This window comes from Acinetobacter sp. C26M, assembly GCF_023702675.1.
GTDB lineage: Bacteria > Pseudomonadota > Gammaproteobacteria > Pseudomonadales > Moraxellaceae > Acinetobacter.
This window is the reverse complement of sequence record NZ_CP098478.1, coordinates 648,044-671,839: the sequence shown is the minus strand read 5'-3', so window position 1 is coordinate 671,839 and position 23,796 is coordinate 648,044. Positions and strand designations below refer to the sequence as shown.

The window sequence follows — 23,796 nt, the reverse complement described above, 5'->3', positions numbered from 1 at the left end:
TAGCTTGAACATGTATAGACTAGATGAAAAATTACACAATTATAAAATAGTCAGGCTTACACGATTGAAAGCATGGCTTGGCCAAGGATTATTTTTTTCTTTTAGCCACTTGAGATCGAATGGAAAAATGCACGACTGAAAAAATGAATGGAAAAAGAAATGCGATCCAAAATGTAAGATCAGACTTGACCATTTTTTGGTACCACGTCAGCTGCATTTCACCCGCAGAGACTGCTGCCCAGTCAATAGACACAGTAAGGTCAAGATAAATGTATAACAATAGATATACACTTAAAAATCCAACAAACACCCCTGAACTAAAATACGAGTTTCCAGTTTCAAGCTGCAACCACGCAAATAAAGATGAAAAAATTAAACTGAGACTTCCGATAAAGGCTAAAACAATAAACCAGAAAATATCAATTCCAAGAAAATACTGCATGAGGCTGCATGAAATTGCCGTGATCAACAACAATCCCATCGCAATCGCCCAATGCTTTAAGTAGCTGTTTCGCTCAACCCCTTGATTCATCCAACTTTGATCGATAAGGCTGTTTGTATCGCAGGGCGAGCTGTTAAGCGTTCAATATAATCTTTCACATAGGGATAGTCTTCAAGCTGAATGCTCTGCCATTCGTAACGTAATGCCCATGGTAAGATTGCCATATCCGCAATCGAGTATTCACCTGCCACAAACTTCTGACCAATCAACTGTTTGTTTAAAACATTATAAAGACGTTTGGTTTCATTAATATAACGATCAATCGCATAAGGAATATGCTCAGGCGCAAACTTGTTGAAGTGGTGATTCTGTCCCAACATCGGACCAAAACCACCCATTTGCCACATCAGCCATTGTTCCACTTCTACACGTTCTTGTTCATCAGTCGGATAGAACAAGCCAGTTTTTCGGCCTAAATATTGTAAAATTGCACCAGACTCAAACACAGAAATCGGTTCACCACGTGGGCCATTTTGATCGACAATCGCTGGAATTTTATTATTGGGAGAGATTTTTAAAAAGTCGGGTTGAAACTGATCATTTTCCAAAATATTGATGGGAAAAATCTGGTAGTCGAGCCCCATTTCCTCTAAGGCAATTGTTATTTTATGCCCATTGGGTGTACCCCAGTAATATAAGTCAATCATTTATATTGTCCTATTCATCGTTATCTTGACTGTTGTTGCGTTATAGCACACTTCACCCATATCGATCAGCAAATAAGCACGAAAAGAAACAATAAAGCGGTGTTTTCAAAGGTAATCTTGCAAAACCTTAAGCTTGACTTGCCAAGAATTCTTTGGCTTTTTCACCTACAAATTTACGACCTGCATTACTGCCATTGATCCACTCCTCCACGGAAAATAAATCAAACATTCCTACTTTAAATAAGGTTGGCACAGCTAAAGCCAGTTCTTCTTCTACAGTACCTCGAACCCCTGCGTTATATAAATGAATATTATGCAGCATGGTCGCGACAGTCCCCGTCTGGACACGACTGCCGTCTTTCAATTTGACTTGCGGTAGTACCTCTCCGTCCTGTACCACCTTTTGATTAATTTCAGAGAGTTGCTCAGTACCTGTAATTGTCGACATGTCATTTTCCTATTTTTAATTCGTATCAATCTTCAACCTACCCTATCATATTTTGATTCGGATGCCTGTGGATGACACTTAGAAAGTTTTGAATGGAACAATGCATTATTTTAGACATAAAAAAGCACCGCTAAGTGCGGTGCTTTTTTGTAAGAAAAATTACTTTTTCTTTTTCGGACCAATTAACATGCCCATTTGACGACCTTCCATCTTCGGCGCTTGTTCAATAACGCCAAACTCAGCAACGTCAGCTTCAATTTTTTGCAATTGAGCCAAACCAAGCTGTTGATGTGCCATCTCACGACCACGGAATCGCAAAGTGATTTTTACCTTATTTCCTTCTTCAAGGAAACGTAAAATTGCACGCAATTTAATTTGGTAATCACCTACATCCGTTGCAGGACGTAATTTGATTTCTTTCACTTGCACTTGATGCTGTTTTTTCTTCGCATCTTTTTGCTTTTGCTTTAAGTCAAATAAGTGCTTGTTGTAGTCCATGATTTTACAAACAGGTGGTTCTGCATTCGCCACAATCTCAACAAGGTCAAGATTAGCTTCTTCTGCAGCACGCAATGCTTCATTTAATGAAACAACACCTTTTTGTTCTCCATCTGCAGCGACGAGGCGTACTTCTTTCGCACGGATCTCATCGTTAATTGCAGGACGGTTACTTTTAGCACCTTGTTGTTGGTTACGGTCAGGCTGTTTAATCTTTATTACTCCACGATATACCGGCCACGTTCGGCAACGGCAGATTTCACTAAGTCAATAAATGCATCTACTGACATAGTACCTAAATTTTTTCCTGAGCGAGTACGCACATTAACTGTACCCTCTTCAACTTCTCGATCACCGAGAACAAGAAGGTAAGGAATACGCTCTAGGGTACGCTCACGAATCTTAAATCCGATCTTTTCATTTCTCAAGTCAGAAATAGCACGAAGACCATTTTCTTTGAGTTTTGCGACCACTTGCTCACTTGCCTCAGCTTGTGAATCAGTAATATTCATGACACAAGCTTGGATTGGTGCAAGCCATGGTGGCATGAAGCCCGCATAGTGTTCAATTAGTATACCAATAAAACGCTCGAAACTGCCAAGAATTGCACGATGAAGCATGACTGGTTGATCACGATCATTGTCTTCAGTGACATAAGAGGCATCTAAACGAATTGGCAAGTTGAAGTCACATTGGATTGTACCGCACTGCCATACACGACCTAAGCAGTCTTTCAATGAGAATTCAATTTTCGGACCATAGAATGCGCCTTCACCTGGTTGTAAGTCCCAAGCCAAGCCAGCATCATCTAAAGCATCCGCTAAAGATTTTTCAGCCAAGTCCCAAAGCGCATCATCACCCACACGTTTTTCTGGACGTGTCGACAATTTCATTTGCACTTCTTCAAAGCCGAAGTCTTTATACACATCTAAAGTCAGCTTAATAAAGTCAGCAACTTCTTTACCAATCTGTTCTTTGGTACAGAAAATATGTGCATCGTCTTGAGTAAAGCCACGAACACGCATAATACCGTGTAAAGAACCTGATGGTTCATTACGGTGACAAGAACCAAACTCAGCTAGGCGAATTGGTAAGTCACGATAAGACTTTAAGCCTTGATTAAAGACCTGTACATGACATGGGCAGTTCATTGGCTTCACTGCATAGTTACGACTTTCAGAGTGAGTCGTAAACATATTCTCAGCATAGTTCGCTGCATGCCCTGACTTTTCCCAAAGCGTAAAGTCTACGATTTGTGGTGTCTTAATTTCTTGGTAGCCATTGTCTTGTTGAACTTTACGCATGTATTGTTCAAGCACTTGATAAATGGTCCAGCCATTCGGATGCCAGAACACCATACCCGGTGCTTCTTCTTGCATATGGAACAGGTCTAATGCTTTACCAATTTTACGATGGTCACGCTTTTCAGCTTCTTCAATACGTTTAATATAAGCAGCTAACTGCTTTTTATCAGCCCAAGCAGTACCATAAATACGTTGTAGCTGTTCATTCTTCGCATCACCACGCCAGTAAGCACCAGAGATTTTAGTGAGTTTGAATGATTTTAAGAATTTAGTGTTTGGTACGTGCGGACCACGACACATATCCAAATAGTCTTGATGGTAGTACAAGCCCATTTGGGTTTCATTCGGCATGTCTGCGATCAAGCGTAACTTATATTCTTCGCCACGTGCTGTGAATTCTGCAATCACTTCATCACGTGGAGTCATCTTTTTGATGACGTCATAATCTTGATCGATGAGCTTTTTCATGCGCTCTTCAACCGCAGCCATATCGTCCAAAGTAAATGGACGTGGCATCCAGATGTCGTAGTAGAAACCCTCTTCGATCACGGGACCGATCACCATTTTCGCTTCTGGGAACAATTGCTTAACCGCATGTCCTACCAAGTGCGCACATGAGTGACGAATGATTTCTAAACCTTCTTCATCTTTAGGAGTAATAATCTGAACTGTCGCATCTTCTGTGATTAAATCACAAGCATCCACCAAGCGATCATTGATACGGCCAGCAACTGTATTCTTTGCAAGACCCGGACCAATACTTTGAGCAAGTTCCATTACGGAAATCGGTTGATCAAACTGTTTCTGATCACCATTTGGTAAAGTAATGATTGGCATAATAAAATCCTTAAGGAGTGATGCCCTATACGAAGGAGCATATCACCGCGAGATTATGTATTGAGGCAAGCCTCAAAAAATAAAAAACGGCGGATAAAAAAGTACCCAAGATTTTACACGGGTTTAGCTATGGATGAAACCTCTGAACCAGAAAAACCCGAGATCAGTTCAGATTCATCTCCGACTAAAGCCTAAATGATTTAGACTCGATGACAGACTAGCTTAATAGCAATAAATCAAAAGAACAGAAATGGAGCAAGACACATGGTGAGTGCATATGATGAATTACCGAGAACCCCAGCAAATTTTGTTGCCTTATCACCTTTACGCTACTTAGAACGGGCTGCTTATATTTATCCCAATCAGGCTGCAATTATTCATGGCGAACGCCAAATCACATGGCAGCAGACTTATCAACGCTGCCGCCAGTTTGCGCACCAGTTAAGCCGTTTAGGTATCCAAAAGAACGATACTGTTTCCGTGCTATTGCCCAATACCCCTGCCATGATTGAAGCACATTTTGCCGTGCCAATGGCAGGTGCGGTACTCAACACCTTGAATACCCGTCTCGACGCCAAGACCATTGCCTTTATGCTGGAACACGCGGAAGCTAAAGTGCTATTGGTCGATCCTGAATTTCGTCAGGTTGCAGAAGAAGCACTCAAGCTTGCTCCACAAGAGATTATTGTCATTGACGTCTTTGATACTGAGTTTGATGGTGAACAAATTGCAATTGGTCAATTTGAATATGAAGCATGGATAGCACAAGGTGACCCTACCTTTGAATGGTTACTTCCTCAAGATGAATGGGATGCCATTAGCCTGAGTTATACCTCAGGCACCACAGGCAACCCTAAGGGTGTGGTCTATCATCATCGTGGTGCTTACCTGAATGCAGCCAGCAATATTTTGGCCTGCGGTATGAAACCGCGTGCGGTATACCTTTGGACACTGCCGCTATTCCACTGCAATGGTTGGTGCTTTGCTTGGTCCATTGCTGCTAGTGGCGGTACTAATATTTGCCTGCGTCGTGTCGACCCCGCATTAATTTTCAAATACATCTCAGCATATAAAGTGGATTATTTCTGCGGTGCACCAATTGTACTCTCTATGCTGATCAACACCCCAACTGAACAAAAAATCGCTTTTGATCATCACGTCGAAGTCATGGTAGCGGGTGCTGCACCACCTGTGGCGATCATCGAGGGGATGCGCAATATTGGTATTAACGTCAATCATGTCTATGGTTTGACTGAAACCTACGGTCCTTCTGCCTTATGTGCTTCACAGGCTGGCTGGAGTGATTTATCCATTCAGGAGCAAGCGCAATTACACTCTCGCCAAGGTGTACCTTATCCTTTGCAAGACAGCATGCGTGTGCTTGACCCAGAAACCATGCAACCTGTTCCCAATGATGGAAAAACCATGGGCGAAATCATGTTCCGTGGCAATATCGTGATGAAAGGCTATTTGAAAAACGCCCAAGCCACAGAAGAAGCATTTAAAGGTGGCTGGTTTCACACAGGTGATTTAGCAGTGAGTCATCCTGATGGCTATGCCAAGATCACCGATCGTTCCAAAGATATTATTATTTCAGGCGGTGAAAATATCTCATCCCTAGAAGTTGAAGATGTGCTTTACCGCCATCCTGCGGTACTCACAGCTGCGGTTGTGGCAAAACCTGATGAACGTTGGCAAGAAGTGCCGTGTGCTTTTATTGAACTTAAACAAGGAGCAACGGCATCCGCTGAAGAAATCATAGCCCATTGTCAACAAGAGCTAGCACGTTTCAAAGTACCCAAAGATGTGGTGATTACCGAGATCCCGAAAACATCGACAGGAAAATTACAGAAGTTTATTTTAAGAGAATGGGCAAAGGAACGAGCAACAAGTGAGCTCGGAAATTAAGACCTGCTATAAAAAAAGAAGTTTCCTTAGAAACTTCTTTTTAACTTTAAGCTTTTCATTTTACATTTTTATCCATATAAAATTAAACTTGAATATAAATTATAAATAATCAACATTCAATTTAACCAAGTATATTAATCAACATTACTTCCTGAAATTTCAATATTAATTTAAACAATTCAATAACAATTCGAACTAGGCGATTCAAAACCAGCCAATTATTTTATGGTAAATTTATTTCTTTTTTTACTTTAGAAATTTATAAAATGAAAGTATTCAAATTTAATCCTATTACTCTATCAGTCTATTTGTTATTAGCTGCATCTCTTACAGCATGTGGAGGTGGCTCATCTGATTCTAGTTCCAGCCCAGCTTCATTCACTTCCAACACAGCATCAGCAATCACCTGTGTCAATGGCATTCCCAAGAACTTAAAAACACAAGGAACAGGTATTTTTGATGATGAGTGGTTTTCTTTAGAAGAAGGTGATGATCGTGAAGAAGCTGCTGCCGTTTTTTATTCGAATAAAATCATCGATGGTATCTTGTATCAAAATACAACTAATTTAATTAAAGGATCTGCTGTTAACAATGACACAGCCTATTTAGATGATTATGTTTTAACACCAAATACATTTACGACTGCTTTCCAATACAAAAAAACAAGCTCTGGCTTACCCATTGGCTATGCTATTTCACAAAGCGAAAATACATTACAACTGAATCGCTTTAATGACACATGTAGTATTCACTCCGAACAACAAATTAATCAGCGTCTTAAGAAAATTGATATTTCAAATAAAACCATCAGTGACTTATTCAAATATTATGAATTCCCTCAAACCACTAAAACTGAGCGTTATATCAGTTCAGGAGTTGTTTATAACCTAGAAAGTACAAATAAAGATGCGTTAAAAAAATTACTCAATGATCAGACCAAATTTCCACAAGGTTCAATACTAAGTTATGTAGATCAACAAATTTCTACAGTTCCAGAAATTTTCTTTTCAAAATCTGACCAAACTGATTTTCGAGACTTAGAACAATTCAAAAAAGGGACTGACATCCCTAAAGGCTATCGTTGGAAAGATGATAAATTTGCTAATTACAACGTAACCTATCCTGTCGACTCATCAACAGGAAAACGTATTACATTTACAGATGCCTACACTGGTGTACAACTTGATGGGAAAATCTATGCAGCTTATCTGATTGCAGAAGGTGATCTAGCTCAAGATCCGAAGCGTCTACCTGATGAAAGTATGGATATGTCTGAAACCTATTTCAACAAGGCTGCGGTACAGACCATGGCAGATGCACTCAATCGTGTACTTTAAGCTTTAGCATTTAAAACAAAAAAACCTCGCTAGCGAGGTTTTTTTATTGAGTAAAACTTTGATTATTACTGTTCAGATAACAAAGCGACTTGTTGTACGTAATTCACAAATTTAAGCTTAGATGCAGCAAGATCTTCTTCACTGACCTGCTGTTTCATATCTCGATGAATACGTAATACATGCTGACGTAAGGTATGACGTTCAGATGCATTAAACACCTTACTAAACTCATTGATAACGGGATCACCCTGGTCAATCATACGATCGACCCAACGCATTAATTGCATTTGCTTTTTAGCACCTTGTTGAGGTGTTAAATAAGATAAAATGATAGTTTCATCTTCATTTCGCAATAGTTTACCGATACGTAAAAATTGACGACGGCGTGCTTCATGCGCACTAATATTTTGTATCTCAAGTAAAGCATCAATGAGACGCTCATCAACAGGAAGTTTCTGAATCTGTTTTTTATTTAGTTGAGCCAATTGCTCACCTAAAGCTGCCATTCGTTGCACAGCTTTTTTTTGCTCAGTCCTACTCGCACGTCCTTCTAATGACTCAAAATCTTCATCGGTATAACGTTGGGTACCACGTGCCACTATTACTCTGCCTCGTAAAATTTTGCTGCGAACAGCGTTTGAATTTCTTCTAGTGCTTTGTCTTCATCAGCACCATCAATTACCAATCTCAATGTAGTGCCTTTACCAGCACCCAACATCAACAATGACATAATATTTTTTGCATCGACTAATTTATCGCCCTTACCAATTTGGATAGAAGAACGAAACTTGGTCGTCACCTCAATGAGTTTACCAGATGCGCGTGCATGTAAGCCGAGTTTATTAATTACATCAATTGTTGTGTCTATCATGACCAGTGCTTCATTTCTCTATGTAAGATTTGGACAGCCCATTTTGCCTCAAGGGCTTGTTTGAGTCTATCTACGATATAAACCGAACGATGTTGCCCGCCTGTACACCCAATAGAAATAGTCATGTAATGGCGGTGCCCTTCTGCAAAAGCAGGCAACCACTTGTCTAGAAAAGTATAAATATCTTCAAACATATCATTAGTTTGTTGACTACCTTCTAAAAAGCGGCGTACAGGTTCATCTAAACCTGAAAAACGGCGTAATTCTAAATCCCAATGTGGATTTGGTAAATGTCGTACGTCAAAAACATAATCTGCGTCCAACGGAATACCATGCTTATAACCAAAGGACTGTAAAATGACGATTAAATTATCTGACTGTCCAAGCTTAGACAATAAAATATGTTTTAAATCATGAACACTTTTATCAGTCGTATCAATATGTACTGTTGAACGGAATTGTATCGGAATGAGTAATTGCTTCTCTTCTTGGATACATTGCAGCAAACTATTGAAACGACTGGCCAAAGGATGCGGTCGACGTGATGCGCTAAAGCGCGCAATCAAATCCTGATCCTGAGTGGTCAGGTAGATCACATCGACCGAACCATGTCTTTTTAATTGCTCAAAAACATGATCAAACTCTTGCATATCCGCACGGGTGCTTCGAATATCCACCCCAAGTGCGAGTTGCTCCAGATTATTCTCATGATCTAACTTCGCCACAATTTCAGGCAATAACGCCAAAGGTAAGTTATCTATACAATAGTAGCCCAAGTCTTCAAGTACTTGTAATGCCGATGATTTTCCTGAACCTGACTGACCTGTAACGATAAGAATACGCTTCATGGCGTTTTTACCTTCATTTTTTATGTTTTAAAATCGATTTGCAAATTATCAATCAAACGTGTTGAACCCAGCTTCGCTGCAATAAATAACACCAAGTTTTGGTCAAATTGCTGAATCGGTTGCAAGTTGGTTTGACGCGCCTCAACATAATCCACAACAAAACCTGCCTGTGTCAATTGAGCAGAGATATTTTCTAACACTTGTGTAAGTGCCCGCCCTTCATGCAGCTGCTGTTCAGCCTGTTTGAGTAATTGGTAAATTGTTGGTGCAACTGCGCGTTGCTGTTCGGTTAAATAGCCATTACGTGAACTTAAAGCCAAACCATCTTCAGCACGAATAATTGGCACACCAATGACTTCCAGCGGCATATTTAAGTCTTGCACCAACTGACGAATCACGGCCAGTTGCTGATAGTCTTTTTGCCCGAAAAAGGCATAATCTGGCTGCACAATGTTGAATAGCTTGGTCACAACAACCGCAACACCATCAAAGTGACCAGGGCGAGATTTACCACAGAGATCATCCGTAATTTGACCCACACTAATATTGGTCAAACGCGGATGGGTACCATACATTTGCTCAACCGAAGGTGCAAAAATGATATCGCAACCAACATCTGCCAATAAGCGACTGTCTTGTTCTAAAGTACGTGGATAGCTATCAAAGTCTTCACCCGCACCAAATTGAATTGGGTTGACGAAAATACTCACCACGACCACATCACAAAGTTTTTTTGCTTCGCGCACCAAGGTCAAATGACCCTCATGCAAATTCCCCATGGTTGGTACAAAACCAATTAATTTCTTTGAACTACGCGTAGGTGCAAGTGACGCAGTTAAGCCTTGTATTGTTGTTTCAGTTTTCATGAATTAAAGCTCAACTTGGAAAGTATGTTCCTTGGCAGGAAAAGACTGATCTTGAACTGCTGCATGGTACGATTTAAATGCATCCACAATTGCAGTTTCACCCGCTTGCTCTTTCATAAAGTTACGAACAAAACGTGCTACACGGCCAAAGGTTAAGCCAAGCATGTCTTGTACAACAAGGACCTGGCCATCAGTTTCATTCCCTGCACCAATCCCAATCACAGGTGTATTTGGGAATAATTCAGCAATTTCTTTACCGAGCTGAGCAGGGACACATTCAAGTAATAAAACCGCTGCACCTGCGTCAACCACAGCTTGGCAATCTGCAATCAGTTGATCTGCCGCTTCACGTGTTCTGGCCTGAAGTTTATAACCACCAAACACATGTACCGACTGTGGTGTCAAACCTAAATGTACACACACAGGGATACCATTGCGAGTCAACACCGTAACCAACTCACTTAACCATGCACCACCTTCGATCTTGACCATTTGCGCACCGACTTGCATCACAGTCTTGGCATTCTTCAAACCATCTTCAAGCGTTGCATAACTCATAAATGGTAGATCAGTCATGATTAAGGCATGTGAGTTACCACGACGTACAGCTGCGGTATGGTAAGCCATATCTTCGACAGTGACAGGAAGTGTAGAGTCTCTGCCTTGAATCGCCATACCTAGAGAGTCACCGATTAAAATCGTATCAATTTCAGCCAATTCCATAGCTTTAGCCATACTTGCATCGTAGCAAGTAAGACATGAGAACTTGCGTCCTTCGGCTTTAAACTTTCTTAAGTCACTTAGACTAATCATGATGATGTCCTCTACAGGCGTTTCCAGAACGAAACAGTCTTAAGCGGTTGCCCAAGACTGGTCTGCTATTACAGTCAAGTTTGCTTGCTGTACCAGTTCTAAATCTTTTAAAAAATGACCATTCAATTGTAAATGAGCATCTAAATCTAATAAGGGAATGATCACAAAATCACGTTGCAAAAGACCAATGTGTGGCACGGTCAAACGTTCATTTTGAATCTGCTCTTGACCATAGATCAGTAAATCCAGATCAAGCGTACGCTCTCCCCAACGTCGTAACCGGACACGTCCAGACTCTTGCTCAAATTGTTGTAATTGATCAAGTAAATCAAGCGGTGCAAGTGTAGTATCTAGTTGAACGACAGCATTTAAATAGTTGGGTTGATCTTGTGGGCCCATCGGTGGACTTTGATAGAGTCGAGATACTGTGACAGGACCTAAACCCGCTAACTTCGCAACAGCTTCACTCAGAATCTGTTGCGAATCACCTAAGTTACTACCAAGACCAATATAGGTACGAATGGTCATTGTGTCGGTCCGAAAACAACATGGCTTAAATCGCGTTGTACACGTTTACGCTTGAGAATCGGATGATCAGCATTGATTTGACCTGAAGTCGAAGATGCTTTTTCAATAAAACGAGTCGCTGATTCATCGACTCTAACACGCTCTTTTTTACCTCGACGACTTCTCGGCTCAGGTACATTGACCAAAGGCTCGATTTCAGTTGTCTTCGGTTCATCCACCTCAACTGCCACCTTACGGCGTGTCTTACTACGTTGACGGTTGTATTGACGAATTGCAGCTTCTTTCTGGTCTGTGGTCATTTCTTGGTAAGCTTCCCACCAAATACCCATCCCTTCAGTACTGCTATCACCCGCTTTTTCACGTAATAACAAAAAGTCGAATCCTGCACGGAAACGTGCATGTCCTGCCAAGGCTTCAATCTGCTGTGGTTTAGGATTCAACAAACGCGTTTGCATTTCCCAAACTTCACGAATAAAAGTTTCAGCAAAACGAGGGATAATGGTTCGTGTTGCTTGACGCTTAAGCACATCCAAACCTGCTTGTGCACGTGCTTCCGCTGGCACAACGCCTTTGTTCAGATAGAACTCACAGCGTTCCAAGAAAGGTTTCCATAACAACACCGCATAGAAAAATGCGGGATTAATGGTTTTACCAATTTGAATTCGTTGATCCGTATTTCGTGCTGCGCGCTCAATAAATGCAGTAAGATTTGGTGGAATTTCAGCAAAGAGTTGTTTCCAAACACCAAACTCAATCAACATCGGCAGAACACGCGTCAGATGTCCCATAGTAAATAGTTTTTGCGATTCGTCATATAAACGATGTGGCGAGACATCACGCAATAATTGCGTCATCTCAACATCAAAAACATCAAGAATGGATTGATCAATCTGGAAGTTTAATTTTGCAGCAAAGCGCAAAGCGCGCAACATCCGCACAGGATCTTCTTCAAAACGCTGTGCAGGTTCGCCGAGGAAACGTAAAGTTCGCGTATTGATATCATCTACCGCATGGCAGAAATCAAGAACGATGCCTTTACGCGGTTGGTAATATAATGTGTTGATCGAAAAATCTCGACGAGCAAAGTCTTGCTCAATCGTTCCCCAGTTATTATCACGAAGAATCATACCAGATGCACTGGTGACTGCTTTTTTCGGTGGGGCGCGAAATGTCGCAACTTCAATCAGTTCGCGACCAGAATATACATGTGCTAACTCAAAACGTCGTCCGATAATTCGGCAACGTCGACCAAAAACCTCTTTCACTTGAGCTGGTGTAGCATTAGTAACCGCGTCAAAATCCTTTGGATTAAGACCTAACATCATATCTCGAACACCGCCACCCACAATATATGCCTCGTAGCCTGCTTTCGTCAGACTATCAATCACATCTAAAATTGAGGAAGGAAGTTGAGTTGTGGACAAACCACATTTTGACGCACGCAAAGTTTGCAAAAGACACTGTCTCCTACGTCAGGACGTAAATAACAATTTGTCGCTAATCATAGCTCTAACACACACAAAGGGCAATTTATTCTGTTGGAAGTTTCAACAGTTCAGTCTATCTAATCAATCCGATTTTTACATTCTCAAGTTTACAACATGAGCTTGCTCTTATTTTTTTCAAGTAGTTTTGGCCCAATCCCTTTGATATTCATTAATTCATCGATGCTTTTAAAACCACCATTTTTTTGCCGATACTCCATAATCGCCTGTGCCTTTTTTTCACCAACACCACTGAGCGTCTGTAACTGCTGTAAGCTCGCTTGATTTAAGCTAATTTTACCGCCTTGAATATTTACAGATGATGAAACTTGATTAGAATTTTGCTGTTGTGTGGGACGAGCTAAATAATAATTATTGTCAGACTGTTTAGCCAATTGCTGATCACGTGCCTGTTGCTGTGCCTTCCACTGCTGATAAGATTGATCAAATTGCTGTGCGTGGAGGTGTGTAACACCTCCCAAGCAGAGAATAAAGCCTATAAAAAATTTAAGTTTGCTGCGCTGATGCGGCAACTTCATTGTCTTTCTCCTGAGATTTTAATTGTTGTTTGGCTTGCTCCCAGAGTTCGTCCATTTCTGCCAAACTCATATTTTGCAAGTCTTTCTGTTGATGTTGAGCTTGTTGTTCAATAAAAGCAAAACGGCTTCTAAATTTATGAATTGTTGCCAGTAGTGCAGTCTCACTCGACAGCCCCAACTTTCGCCCAACATTGATTAAAGAAAATAAACAATCACCAAACTCTTCTTGAATATGATCAACATCTTGGCTTGTTATCGCCTGTTGTAATTCTTCTAACTCTTCATCTAATTTGGCATAAGCATCATCCACACTTTCAAAATCAAAGCCTAACTGAGCTGCTTTGTTCTGAATTTCATGTGACTGAACCAAAGCTGGTGCATGTTTAATCTCATCTAGCCTTGACTGTATCTTACCTTGTTTTTCTTGCTGTTTGATTTGTTTCCATAACTCACCGACCTGCTCAGAATCCAAATTTTGATATTTTTCAGCCTGAAATACATGCGGATGACGACGAATTAATTTTTCACAAATGGCTTCTACCACATCTTGAAAGTTAAATAATCCTTTCTCATCAAACATTTGAGATTGAAAAACCACTTGTAACAATAAATCGCCGAGTTCATTGCGGATGTCATCGATCTCCCCTGAGCGAATTGCAGCCTCAACCTCATACGCCTCTTCAATGGCATAACGGGTTAAACTTTCAGGTGTTTGCTGTTGATCCCATGGGCATTTTTGTCTTAATTCTTGCATGATTGCCAATAACTTTTCCATGGTGATCTCCAAAACTAGGTTAGCCAAATTGTTGCAGCTTGAACAAGCTTATGCGTAATATACACGCACGCAAAAATTATCAATATAAAGCAAGGGAACGCAATGCAATATAGTGTTTTTATAAGTGGGGCTGCACAAGGAATTGGTGCTGAAATCGCACGTTTATTTCACCAAAAAGGCTTTAAAGTCGGCATCTATGATATCAACGAAGAACAAGCTCAGGTCTTAGCAGAACAACTGGGAGATAATGCCAAAGCAGGCTACCTCGATGTCAGCAATCACCGTCAATGGCAGATCGCACTACAGGAGTTTAAGAATTGGGCAGGTGAACTGAATATCTTGGTCAATAATGCAGGGATTCTCTATTCTGGAGCATTTGAGAATACCTCGATTCAATCACATCATCGCACCATTGATATTAACGTTAAGGGTGTTCTCAATGGCTGTCACACAGCCTTAGCATATCTACAACAAGCCAGCTTTGCGCGAGTGATTAACCTGTCCTCAGCCTCAGCCATTTATGGTCAAGCCGATCTTGCCTCGTATTCAGCCAGTAAGTTTGCTGTTCGTGGTTTAACAGAAGCCTTGGATGTGGAATGGCAAAAATATAATATTCGTGTCTTAGACGTCATGCCGCTATTTGTACAAACCAATATGGTGAAAGACATGGATGCAGGCAGCATTCAAAATATTGGTGTGGATTTAACCCCTGCCGATGTCGCAAAACAAGTGCTGCATTTGGCACAACAAAAAGATCACGCCTTAATCCCAACTCATACACCTGTGGGGATAAAAACCAAACTGATGTATCAGTTATCGAGCATTAGTCCGCAATTCTTAAACCGACTCACAAATATCTTTTTAGCGAAACGTTAGATATAAAAAAAGCTGCATCGAAATGCAGCTTTTTTTATTTTATTGTCTAGCTTCCTTGAACCAAACGTCTAGCACTGATAATCCCTGGTTGCTGCTCTAGACGAGCCAATAAACGAGACAATTGTGCCAAACCTTTGACTTCAATCAACAATTTCATATTGGCAATACCATCTGCCTCAGAAATGGTATTGACCTGACGAATATTGATTTGGTCTGAGAAAATCACCTGCGTCAGATCTTTGAGTAAACCACGACGATCATAAGCTTCCACCACGATCTGCACACTCTGTCCGCGTGTTGGCTGCATTTCCCAATCGGCTTCAACAGCACGCTCAGGCTCTTGGGTGGTCATCCGTAAGTAATCTGGGCAAGCAATTTTGTGAATGCTGACACCACGATTCAAAGTAATATAACCGCCAATCGACTCACCATGCACAGGCTGACAACATTGCGCAATATGCAGTTCAACATTATCCAACCCATCAATCAGAATCCCATGTGCCGATAAAGTATGACTAGCACGCGGGTTTAAGGCAGGTTTTAATACCAGCTCTGGTTCGTCCTGATCCAAGTGCATCTGACGATTCACTTGATTCATCAAGGCATGCAGACTGATATCACCGCTGACCAATGCAACCAAAATATCATCACCAGATTTCAAGTTAAAATGTGATGAATAATCTTTCAGATCAATACTTTTTGGGTGAATTGCTAAACGGGCTAACTCTTTATTGAGTAACTCACGCCCAACTTCAACATTCTTACTGCGATCTTGCTGTCTAAACCAATGACGTAGCTTGTCACGCGCACGTGCGGTCTTGATATAACCCAAGGAGTTCACCAACCAGTCACGGTTCGGTTCACGATCTTTCTTGGTTAAAATCTCAACCTGCTCACCTGTCTTTAAAGTATAGGTTAAAGGCACATAACGTTGGTTGACACGTGCCGCATAGCACTTGTTCCCCACTTCGGTATGTACATGGTACGCAAAGTCTAAAACAGTTGAACCACGTGGTAATTCTTTGATATCCCCATCACGGCTAAATACATAGATCTTTTCAAAATTCTCAAAATCTTGAATTTGATCAATACCATTCGATTCTTCATCTTCACCATGCGGTGTGGTTTCAGTACGCTCTTGATAATGCTCAAGCACAGCACGTAATGAATGTAACCGATCATTAAAGGAATGATCGGTATTCTTGGCACCTTCTTTATAGTTAAAGTGCGAGCACACACCCAATTCCGCTTCGTTATGCATCTCAAAGGTACGAATTTGTACTTCCAGAGATTTATTCTCAGCAATCACAGCGGTATGCAATGAACGATAACCATTGGCTTTCGGATTGGTGACATAGTCATCAAACTGGTTCGGAATATGCCGCCATATCTGATGTACGATACCCAAAGCGTGATAACAATCTGGGACACTTTTCACCAATACACGCACTGCGCGAATATCGTAAAGCTGATCGAAGCTTAGATTTTTGCTTTTCATTTTTCGATAAATCGAATAAATGTGCTTCACACGCCCTGTGATTTCAGCCTGAATATCATAGGCCGCCAGTTCAGTTTTCAATTTATCGATGACAAACTGAATATACTGCTCACGCTCCAAACGCTTCTCATTGAGTAAAGAAGCAATCTCTTTATAGCGTTCTGGGGCTAAATAACGAAAGGCGAGATCTTCCAATTCCCACTTAAGCTGGGCGATCCCTAAACGATGCGCTAGTGGTGAATAAATGGTAAGAATTTCACGTGCTACACGTTCTTGACGTTCTTTACTTGCGGTTGCCAATTCACGCAGTGCATAGGTTCGCTCTGCCAGTTTGATCAATACAACCCGCACGTCTTCCGTCACAGAAATCAACATTTTGTAAATGCCGTTTAAGTGTTCGCGCTGGTTATTATTAAAGTGATCTTCTAAACGTTTGTTCTTTTCAATCAACTCAGACAGTTTACCCATCGCAAGTGTGCCTTTCACCAGACCCAAAACCTGCTCGCCAAACTGTTGTTGAATATCCTCTAAGGTAATCAAACCTTCACGTACACTACGATATAACACTGCCGCTGAAAGCGTGTCTTCATCGACATGTAAATGGGCCAAAATATCCGCCATACCAATCCCTGTACTAAAGGTATTGATACGATGATTTCCCGTCGCTTGTAACTCTTTTGCTAAGGTCAGCTCCGCAACCTGTTGAAGTTGCTTCAGCTCTGCCCCATCCAAAATACCACGCACTCGATCTAGCCAAGAGACTAGACTACTTTGCGCTTCAGCGGCATGTTCTACAGTCGCTTCCTCAGACAGCTCTTGAAGCCGTCCAGGTAACTGCTCACGTACTGTGACCATACCTTTCTCCTCTGGATATGTAACTCATTTTTTAATCGTTTATCTCTTCGATTTTTTCAAGCCGCTCAACTTTTTCAAACAGGGCAATCGATTCAACATGTTCAGTATGCGTAAACATGTCCATGACCGCAGCTTTCTTCAGTTGATAGCCATATTGTGCCAGTACACCTGCATCCCTTGCCAGTGTTGATGGGTTACATGAAACATAAACGATTCTTTTCGCTCCAAAATTTGGTACATATTGCATAACTTCAAACGCACCCGATCTTGGAGGATCAATTAATAATGCATCAAATCCTTGTTTCGCCCAAGAATGATGCGAAAAGTCTTTTGTTAAATCTTGTGAAAAGAACACCGCCTGAGACAAATGATTTGCTTGCGCATTCTCAGTTGCCCTACGAACCATCTCATCACTCGCTTCAACACCGACCACTTGACCTACCTCACCCACACAACGTGCAATCGGGAGTGAAAAATTACCTAGCCCACAAAATAGGTCTAGTACTCTTTCCCCTTTCTGTAATTGAAGCAATTCACATGCCAAGTGAATCATCTGCGCATTTACACCACTGTTGACTTGGGTAAAGTCTAAGGGCGAAAAGGCAAATTTGACTGCAAAATCATCCAAACTATAATGCAAACGCATTTCGGCTTGTGAATCATCTATGCGATGTAAGCTATCCGCCCCTTTTGGTTGCAAATACAATTGCCATCCTTTGAGTAACGTAAATTGACGTAATTGGTTGACATCCGACACATTTAATTCATCTAAGTGACGAATTAACAATGCAACCTCGCTGTCTCCCATGGCCAATTCTATATGACCAATGTGGGCTTTGCCTGTAAGACTTTCGAGTAGTTTTTTAAGTTCTGGTAAACTTTCGGATAAGGTTTGATCAAGCACTTTACACTGCTGTACTGCAGTTAAATGATTACTATGATGCTCACGGAAACCCATTACCAATCGGTTTTGCTTGGCAATATAACGTACCCCAATTCGGGCACGACGACGATAATCTGGCTTAACCGAACGAATCGGATCGAGCCATTGTTCAGGCTGTAACCCTGCAAAATGTTGTAAATGAGATTTTAAAACATTCTGTTTTAATAGAATCTGTTCATCAGGATGAATATGTTGCAGACTACAACCACCACACACCCCAAAATGTGGACAAATAGGATCAACTCGCCCCTCAGCGGCCTCACTTTCTAGCTTGACCATGTCCGCTTCTTCTAAGCGTGAAGTTTGATTGGTAATCTTGGCCTGCACCGTTTCACCAACAAGGGCATAACGGATAAAAACTTTCTTGCCGTGTTTTTCTTTAGGATGATCTGGATGCGTTCCATAGTGCGCAATGCCTCGCCCCTCATGAGAAAATGCCTCGATTTGAAAGGTATAGCTTGGATATTGCGTTGGACGTTGTTTCGCTTTGTGTTTCAAAAGATGAACCTAATTTTTTGGCGCAAAAGTATCTGCGGTGAATACAGTATATTGCGATGTTTGCTGCCATACCTGTAAAAAATCTGTTTGTTGCGTTTGCGTTTGTAAATAATCAATGGTGGATTGCAGTAAATATTGGTGATCCTGTTGATTCAACTGGCCTTTTAATAATAACCAGCGAAGATAGACCAACCATGTATTCAACACATCACCTTCACAATAGCTTGTCAATTCTAACCATTGTTTGTTACGGACATATTCAGGCACATGATACCCTGCTTCTCCGCGCTTGCCAGGAAAACCAAGTAAACAAGCCATATCATCCAATTTCTGGAAATTACGACCATTAAACATTGCCATCACATCCATCAAGTCAACATGACGATGGTGATAACGGTTTTGATAGTTGTTAAAGCGCTTTTGCTGATCGATTTCACCTTGATCAAACAAGCTCGGTGCAGACAAACCATGATACATGGCACGAAATAAAATGACAGGCAAATCAAATTGCGAACCATTCCAACTAACGAGTGTTGGTTGTTTCTTATCAAAGATCGATAAGAATTTTGACAACATTTCAGCTTCGCTATGCTGTTCCTGACTAAATGAAAACAGGCGATAGCCTTTTTCATCAATCCATAAGCCAGAAATACAGACAATTTCATGCAAAGGCAGACGTTGAAAATCCATCCCCGACTCTTGGCGACGAATTTTGGTGAGCGCCTGCTCTACATCTGCTTCAGGTAAATCAAGGTGATAAAGATGTGCACCAGACTTTAAATCGGTCAGGGTCTCAATATCAAAAACTAAAATTGGGAACCGTAAATTCATCTTAACATCTCTTCAAATCCCTCCCAACCTCCCTTTTATAAAGGGAGGAATCCCCCTTCTTTTAAAAAGAGGTGAGGAGCGGCTATAGCTCCGTAAAGGAGATTCTAATCTTGTACTGAGAACAATCCTGTGGATAAGTAGCGATCACCGCGATCACAGATAATGCAGACAATCACCGCATCAGGATTTTCTTCAGCAATTTTAATCGATGCCCAAACCGCACCACCTGAAGATGTCCCCGCACTAATACCTTCCGTACGTGCCAGTTTACGCATGGTTTTTTCTGCTTCAATCTGTGGAATATCGATAATACGGTCTACACGACTGCGATCAAAAATCGTCGGCAAATATTCTTCAGGCCAACGGCGAATCCCAGCAATGCTTGAACCATCAGAAGGTTGTAAGCCGACAATCTGAATATCAGGATTTTGTTCTTTCAAATATTTAGAGACGCCCATGATGGTTCCAGTTGTTCCCATAGAACTGACAAAATGGGTAATCTTGCCACCTGTTTGCTTCCAGATTTCTGGACCTGTGGTCAGGTAATGTGCCTCGACATTATCAGGATTACCAAACTGATTCAGTACAAAGCCTTTGCCTTCCGCCTGCATTTGTAAAGCAAGGTCACGGGCGCCTTCCATACCTTGCTGCTGAGTAACTTCAATCAACTCGGCACCATAGGCTAACATTGCATCTTTACGTTCCTGACTCATGTTGTTTGGCATGATCAGTTTCATTTTATAGCCGCGCATTGCTGCAACCATCGCCAAAGCAATACCTGTGTTACCACTGGTCGCTTCGATCAAGGTATCACCCGGTTGAATTTGTCCACGCTTTTCCGCTTGCACAATCATGTTATAAGCTGGACGGTCTTTTACCGAACCTGCAGGGTTATTGCCTTCTAATTTTGCTAATACCGTGGCTTGGGTATGACACGCTAAACGCTGCAAACGCACCAAAGGGGTTTTACCGACATAGTAATCCAGTAAAAAATCATCTGCTAAAAAATCAGTTTGCGTATTCGTCATGATCGACACCGATATCAAGGTGGCGCTATTGTATGAAAAAAATAGAGATACTGCACCTTTTCACTATGCTTTTTATTGGCAAGCAGATGTCCTTGATTTTCACAAAGCGTGCTAAGATGTTGCGCAGAATGATAAATCTGACCGTACTATGTCAAATTTCAATAAGACCATATCGAAACGCTTACGCCTCAATCATGCTTATGGGCAGTTAATTGCACTTATTTTAGTGCCAATTGCCATCTTGACAGGTGTTGGCATTCTTTGGGTTTTATCCGAAACCACTAGCTCTGCAAAATCACAACAACGCTCTGATGCTTCTGCGATTTTGGCACGTTACCATCAAACCGCGAATGATTTATTACGCTTGGTACAAGAACAGCCTGATCAATATGATCGCGCCCAAAACATCATGCAGAAAATGTTTGATGAAAAAAATTTACAGCGTGCCGTTCTGATTGATAACCGTGGTCAGACTTATTTAAGCGTTGGCTATCAAAACAATCGCTTTTGGCCGAATTTTCCAGAAAACAGTAATTTCTTTGGCCCAATTTCGCATAATCACAACAGCATTTATGGTTCGAAACTCGACAGTAGCGACCCAAATTCTGTTTGGTTGATGATTGAATTAGATAATCAACCTCTGGAATTGGCCCGTTATAAAATTCTGCTGTCCTTGGTCGTGACTGGACTGATCACCATACTGATTCTACTGTTCTGTTTAAATGTATTCTCTCGTCGCTGGCTTGCGCCACTGTATGAAATCCGCATGCAAATGCAACGCCTTAATGCCGATACCCTCGATCAGCATATTGTGGTGAATAGTACCGGTGAACTGCGTTTACTACAGCGTGATATCGCCAATGTGGTGAAGCGTCTGCACTTTAGTTTCCTAGAATTAAAAGAACATACCGAGCAAACCGAAGAAGATTTACGTCGAACACTCGATACATTAGAAGTCCAGAACATTACCTACCGCCAAGCACGTGACCAAGCGATTTCATCCAATCAATCGAAGTCGGTTTTTTTGGCCAACATCAGCCATGAACTCAGAACACCGCTGAACAGTATTGATGGCTTTATTCACTTATTATTACGTCAGCAAAACCTAAGCAATGAGCAAAACCTCTACCTGCAAACCATCCGAAAATCATCGGCACATCTGTTGGCACTGATCAATGACGTGTTGGATTTCTCTAAAATTGATGCAGGTAAACTCGAGCTTGAAACGGCACCCTTTGACCTTGAAGAAGCCATTTTTGATGTAATGGATATGCTCTCGCCTTTGGCGGCACAAAAGCATATCAATATGGCCTTCTACTATGCAGAGAATATTCCAAAACATGTGGTCGGTGATGCTCTACGCTTTAAACAGATTCTGACCAATCTGATTTCCAATGCGATCAAATTCACGCCTGATGGGGAAATCATTGTTCGTGTGCGCATGGAAGATGATGAGATCGGACAATGCCTACTGCACTTTAGTGTACAAGACAGCGGTATTGGTCTAAGTGGTACAGATCGTAAAAAGTTATTTGAATCGTTCTCTCAGGGCGATGCATCGGTGACACGTCAATTCGGTGGCACAGGGCTTGGTCTGGCCATTTCCAAACAGCTGGTGCATTTGATGCATGGTCAAATTGGCTTTGAAGATAACCAAGAACGTGCTCCAACCGAAAAAGGCTCAACCTTCTGGTTCACGGCTTCATTTAAAGTTGAGGAGCAAGATGAGTTTGTGGAGCATCCACGTTTCGAGCATTTGCAAGTGGTTTCTTATCTTGCCCACCCAGCAACGGCCAGCGTATTGCGTTCATACCTCGAAAATTACCATGTCTCACATATTGAGACCCAATCGATTCTGGATTTATTCAGCCGTTTGAATCATCTGAATCAACAAGAAAATACGTGGCTGATTGTAGATCATAGTGGTGATACAGAGGCTTTACTCAAAGAGATTCGTCAGCGTTATCATGGTAACTTGGCTGTTTATGGTTATCAGATGAGTCTTGAGCCAAACATGCTCAATGAGTATCGTGCTCGCCCACTCTATCAACCGTTAAGTCGTCGTGAGCTGGTACAGCTACTCGGCAATGAGCCTGTTTTTGAACAAGAACCAGAAGACTTTAATGGTCAAGGTTTACACATCTTGGCTGTAGATGATCACCTACCTAACTTGATTGTACTTGAGGCCTTACTCGGTGAGCTCAATGTCACCACCACCAAAGCGTTAAGTGGACAAAAGGCCATCGACATTATTCAAGAGCGAATAGAACAAAAATCGCCACCGTTTGATTTGGTATTTATGGACATTCAAATGCCAGTGATGTCAGGGATTGATACCACTCGCGCCATTCGCTCATTGGAATCAACACTTGATAACGGGATGCAACTGCCAATTATTGCCCTCACAGCACATGCTTTGGCGGATGAAAAGCAGAAACTGCTCAAAGTTGGTATGAATGATTATGTAACCAAGCCAATTCAGATGGAGCAAATCATTCAAATTCTGACGCATTGGACCAAAAATAATTTCAGTGCCCAACCTGCGAGCATTGAACCTAAGCGACCAATTGAATCAATTGACCCTCAAATCCTGAATTGGCAACAAAGCGTGCAACTTGCAGCCAACAAAGAAGATCTGGCACAAGATTTATTAAATATGCTGGTGGATAGTTTTGATACGGAATTGGCGGAAATGCAGCAACTGATTGAGATGGAAGATTTTCCACAATTGGAGCATGTCCTACATCGTCTTTATGGCGCAACCCGTTATGTTGGTACCCCAAATTTACAGCAAGTCTCAGGTGAATTTGAACAATTTGTCTCGACCTTACGCAAAGAACGCCGTAAAGCAGATGATGTGTTTATTCGTGAAACCACCCATCGTTTCAATGAACTTAGCACAGCGATTGAACAAGTGAGACAAGCTGCTAACTTAATCCTACATGCCCACGACTCCTAACGCAGCAAGTTGGGATATTGGATAATCAATGATTAAAATACGGGCAGTCCTTTTTGTGACTGGCCTGTCATGTTTCAACCTAAAGACTCATGCTATGCTGCCT

22 protein-coding genes are annotated in these 23,796 nt (G+C 41.5%); 4 read left to right on the top strand and 18 right to left on the bottom strand.

The genetic code is table 11. The annotated features are described in order from the left end of the window. Positions 1 to 88: 88 nt before the first annotated feature. The 5 genes from NDN11_RS03135 to thrS all read right to left on the bottom strand — a co-directional run bounded on the left by NDN11_RS03135 (position 89) and on the right by thrS (position 4,236). Positions 89 to 532 carry a hypothetical protein gene (locus tag NDN11_RS03135; protein ID WP_167251174.1) on the bottom strand — a complete coding sequence of 148 codons (444 nt, stop codon included), beginning with the start codon at positions 530 to 532 and terminating at the stop codon, positions 89 to 91. Continuing rightward, entirely contained in the window at positions 529 to 1,149 is a 621-nt protein-coding gene (locus tag NDN11_RS03130) for a glutathione S-transferase N-terminal domain-containing protein (RefSeq protein WP_251110746.1), read from the bottom strand. The genes NDN11_RS03135 and NDN11_RS03130 overlap by 4 nt, the downstream gene beginning before the upstream one ends. Before the next feature lie 127 nt (positions 1,150 to 1,276). Beyond that, positions 1,277 to 1,597: a DUF7709 family protein gene (locus NDN11_RS03125; protein WP_167251179.1), complete on the bottom strand. Its 321-nt coding sequence runs from the start codon at positions 1,595 to 1,597 to the stop codon at positions 1,277 to 1,279. 159 nt (positions 1,598 to 1,756) lie between these two features. Then, positions 1,757 to 2,308 (bottom strand): translation initiation factor IF-3, encoded by a 552-nt coding sequence (gene infC, locus NDN11_RS03120; protein WP_081400781.1) that lies wholly within the window; start codon positions 2,306 to 2,308, stop codon positions 1,757 to 1,759. A gap of 5 nt (positions 2,309 to 2,313) precedes the next feature. Beyond that, positions 2,314 to 4,236 carry a threonine--tRNA ligase gene (gene thrS / locus NDN11_RS03115; RefSeq protein WP_167251181.1) on the bottom strand — a complete coding sequence of 641 codons (1,923 nt, stop codon included), beginning with the start codon at positions 4,234 to 4,236 and terminating at the stop codon, positions 2,314 to 2,316. A 264-nt stretch (positions 4,237 to 4,500) separates the two neighbouring features. Between thrS and NDN11_RS03110 the strand changes: the two genes are divergently transcribed. Beyond that, positions 4,501 to 6,144 (top strand): acyl-CoA synthetase, encoded by a 1,644-nt coding sequence (locus NDN11_RS03110; RefSeq protein ID WP_251110745.1) that lies wholly within the window; start codon positions 4,501 to 4,503, stop codon positions 6,142 to 6,144. A 266-nt stretch (positions 6,145 to 6,410) separates the two neighbouring features. Beyond that, positions 6,411 to 7,481 (top strand): hypothetical protein, encoded by a 1,071-nt coding sequence (locus NDN11_RS03105; protein ID WP_167251185.1) that lies wholly within the window; start codon positions 6,411 to 6,413, stop codon positions 7,479 to 7,481. Between the two features lie 65 nt (positions 7,482 to 7,546). Here the strand turns inward: NDN11_RS03105 and yjgA are convergent, their stop codons facing one another. The 9 genes from yjgA to mazG form a co-directional block, all read right to left on the bottom strand. Further along, entirely contained in the window at positions 7,547 to 8,080 is a 534-nt protein-coding gene (gene yjgA / locus NDN11_RS03100) for a ribosome biogenesis factor YjgA (protein ID WP_167251187.1), read from the bottom strand. Between the two features lie 2 nt (positions 8,081 to 8,082). Next, on the bottom strand, positions 8,083 to 8,352 hold the full coding sequence (locus tag NDN11_RS03095) for an HPr family phosphocarrier protein (RefSeq protein WP_004637957.1): 270 nt from the start codon (positions 8,350 to 8,352) through the stop codon (positions 8,083 to 8,085). Further along, the gene (gene rapZ / locus NDN11_RS03090) at positions 8,349 to 9,200 is read right to left on the bottom strand and encodes an RNase adapter RapZ (RefSeq protein ID WP_251110744.1); all 852 of its coding nucleotides are present in this window, start codon (positions 9,198 to 9,200) and stop codon (positions 8,349 to 8,351) included. The genes NDN11_RS03095 and rapZ overlap by 4 nt, the downstream gene beginning before the upstream one ends. Positions 9,201 to 9,220: 20 nt before the next feature. Next, complete coding sequence (gene panC, locus NDN11_RS03085; protein WP_251110743.1) at positions 9,221 to 10,066, bottom strand: pantoate--beta-alanine ligase; 846 nt, start codon at positions 10,064 to 10,066, stop codon at positions 9,221 to 9,223. A 3-nt stretch (positions 10,067 to 10,069) separates the two neighbouring features. After that, on the bottom strand, positions 10,070 to 10,879 hold the full coding sequence (gene panB / locus NDN11_RS03080; protein ID WP_005184787.1) for a 3-methyl-2-oxobutanoate hydroxymethyltransferase: 810 nt from the start codon (positions 10,877 to 10,879) through the stop codon (positions 10,070 to 10,072). Positions 10,880 to 10,918: 39 nt separating this feature from the next. Then, the gene (gene folK / locus NDN11_RS03075; RefSeq protein ID WP_251110742.1) at positions 10,919 to 11,407 is read right to left on the bottom strand and encodes a 2-amino-4-hydroxy-6-hydroxymethyldihydropteridine diphosphokinase; all 489 of its coding nucleotides are present in this window, start codon (positions 11,405 to 11,407) and stop codon (positions 10,919 to 10,921) included. Continuing rightward, a complete protein-coding gene (gene pcnB / locus NDN11_RS03070) occupies positions 11,404 to 12,861 on the bottom strand; it encodes a polynucleotide adenylyltransferase PcnB (RefSeq protein ID WP_167251195.1) in 1,458 nt (485 codons plus the stop codon). Before pcnB ends, folK begins: the two co-directional genes overlap by 4 nt. A 140-nt stretch (positions 12,862 to 13,001) precedes the next feature. Beyond that, positions 13,002 to 13,430, bottom strand: coding sequence for a ComEA family DNA-binding protein (locus NDN11_RS03065; protein ID WP_251110741.1), 429 nt, complete (start codon positions 13,428 to 13,430; stop codon positions 13,002 to 13,004). Next, the gene (mazG, locus tag NDN11_RS03060; protein WP_251110740.1) at positions 13,399 to 14,205 is read right to left on the bottom strand and encodes a nucleoside triphosphate pyrophosphohydrolase; all 807 of its coding nucleotides are present in this window, start codon (positions 14,203 to 14,205) and stop codon (positions 13,399 to 13,401) included. Before mazG ends, NDN11_RS03065 begins: the two co-directional genes overlap by 32 nt. 102 nt (positions 14,206 to 14,307) lie before the next feature. Here mazG and NDN11_RS03055 point away from each other — a divergent pair, with 102 nt between their 5' ends. Further along, positions 14,308 to 15,081 carry an SDR family oxidoreductase gene (locus NDN11_RS03055; protein ID WP_251110739.1) on the top strand — a complete coding sequence of 258 codons (774 nt, stop codon included), beginning with the start codon at positions 14,308 to 14,310 and terminating at the stop codon, positions 15,079 to 15,081. 46 nt (positions 15,082 to 15,127) lie between these two features. On the opposite strand, the gene NDN11_RS03050 is transcribed toward NDN11_RS03055, so the two are convergent. The 4 genes from NDN11_RS03050 to cysM all read right to left on the bottom strand — a co-directional run bounded on the left by NDN11_RS03050 (position 15,128) and on the right by cysM (position 20,734). Further along, positions 15,128 to 17,434: a RelA/SpoT family protein gene (locus tag NDN11_RS03050; RefSeq protein WP_167251203.1), complete on the bottom strand. Its 2,307-nt coding sequence runs from the start codon at positions 17,432 to 17,434 to the stop codon at positions 15,128 to 15,130. A 31-nt stretch (positions 17,435 to 17,465) separates the two neighbouring features. Continuing rightward, positions 17,466 to 18,875 (bottom strand): 23S rRNA (uracil(1939)-C(5))-methyltransferase RlmD, encoded by a 1,410-nt coding sequence (gene rlmD, locus NDN11_RS03045; protein WP_251110738.1) that lies wholly within the window; start codon positions 18,873 to 18,875, stop codon positions 17,466 to 17,468. 9 nt (positions 18,876 to 18,884) lie between these two features. Continuing rightward, positions 18,885 to 19,706: a 3'-5' exonuclease gene (locus NDN11_RS03040; RefSeq protein WP_251110737.1), complete on the bottom strand. Its 822-nt coding sequence runs from the start codon at positions 19,704 to 19,706 to the stop codon at positions 18,885 to 18,887. 104 nt (positions 19,707 to 19,810) lie between these two features. Further along, on the bottom strand, positions 19,811 to 20,734 hold the full coding sequence (cysM, locus tag NDN11_RS03035) for a cysteine synthase CysM (RefSeq protein WP_005184808.1): 924 nt from the start codon (positions 20,732 to 20,734) through the stop codon (positions 19,811 to 19,813). 148 nt (positions 20,735 to 20,882) lie between these two features. Between cysM and NDN11_RS03030 the strand changes: the two genes are divergently transcribed. After that, positions 20,883 to 23,693, top strand: a complete 2,811-nt coding sequence (locus NDN11_RS03030) for a GacS-like sensor histidine kinase (RefSeq protein WP_251110736.1) — start codon at positions 20,883 to 20,885, stop codon at positions 23,691 to 23,693. Positions 23,694 to 23,796: the final 103 nt, after the last annotated feature.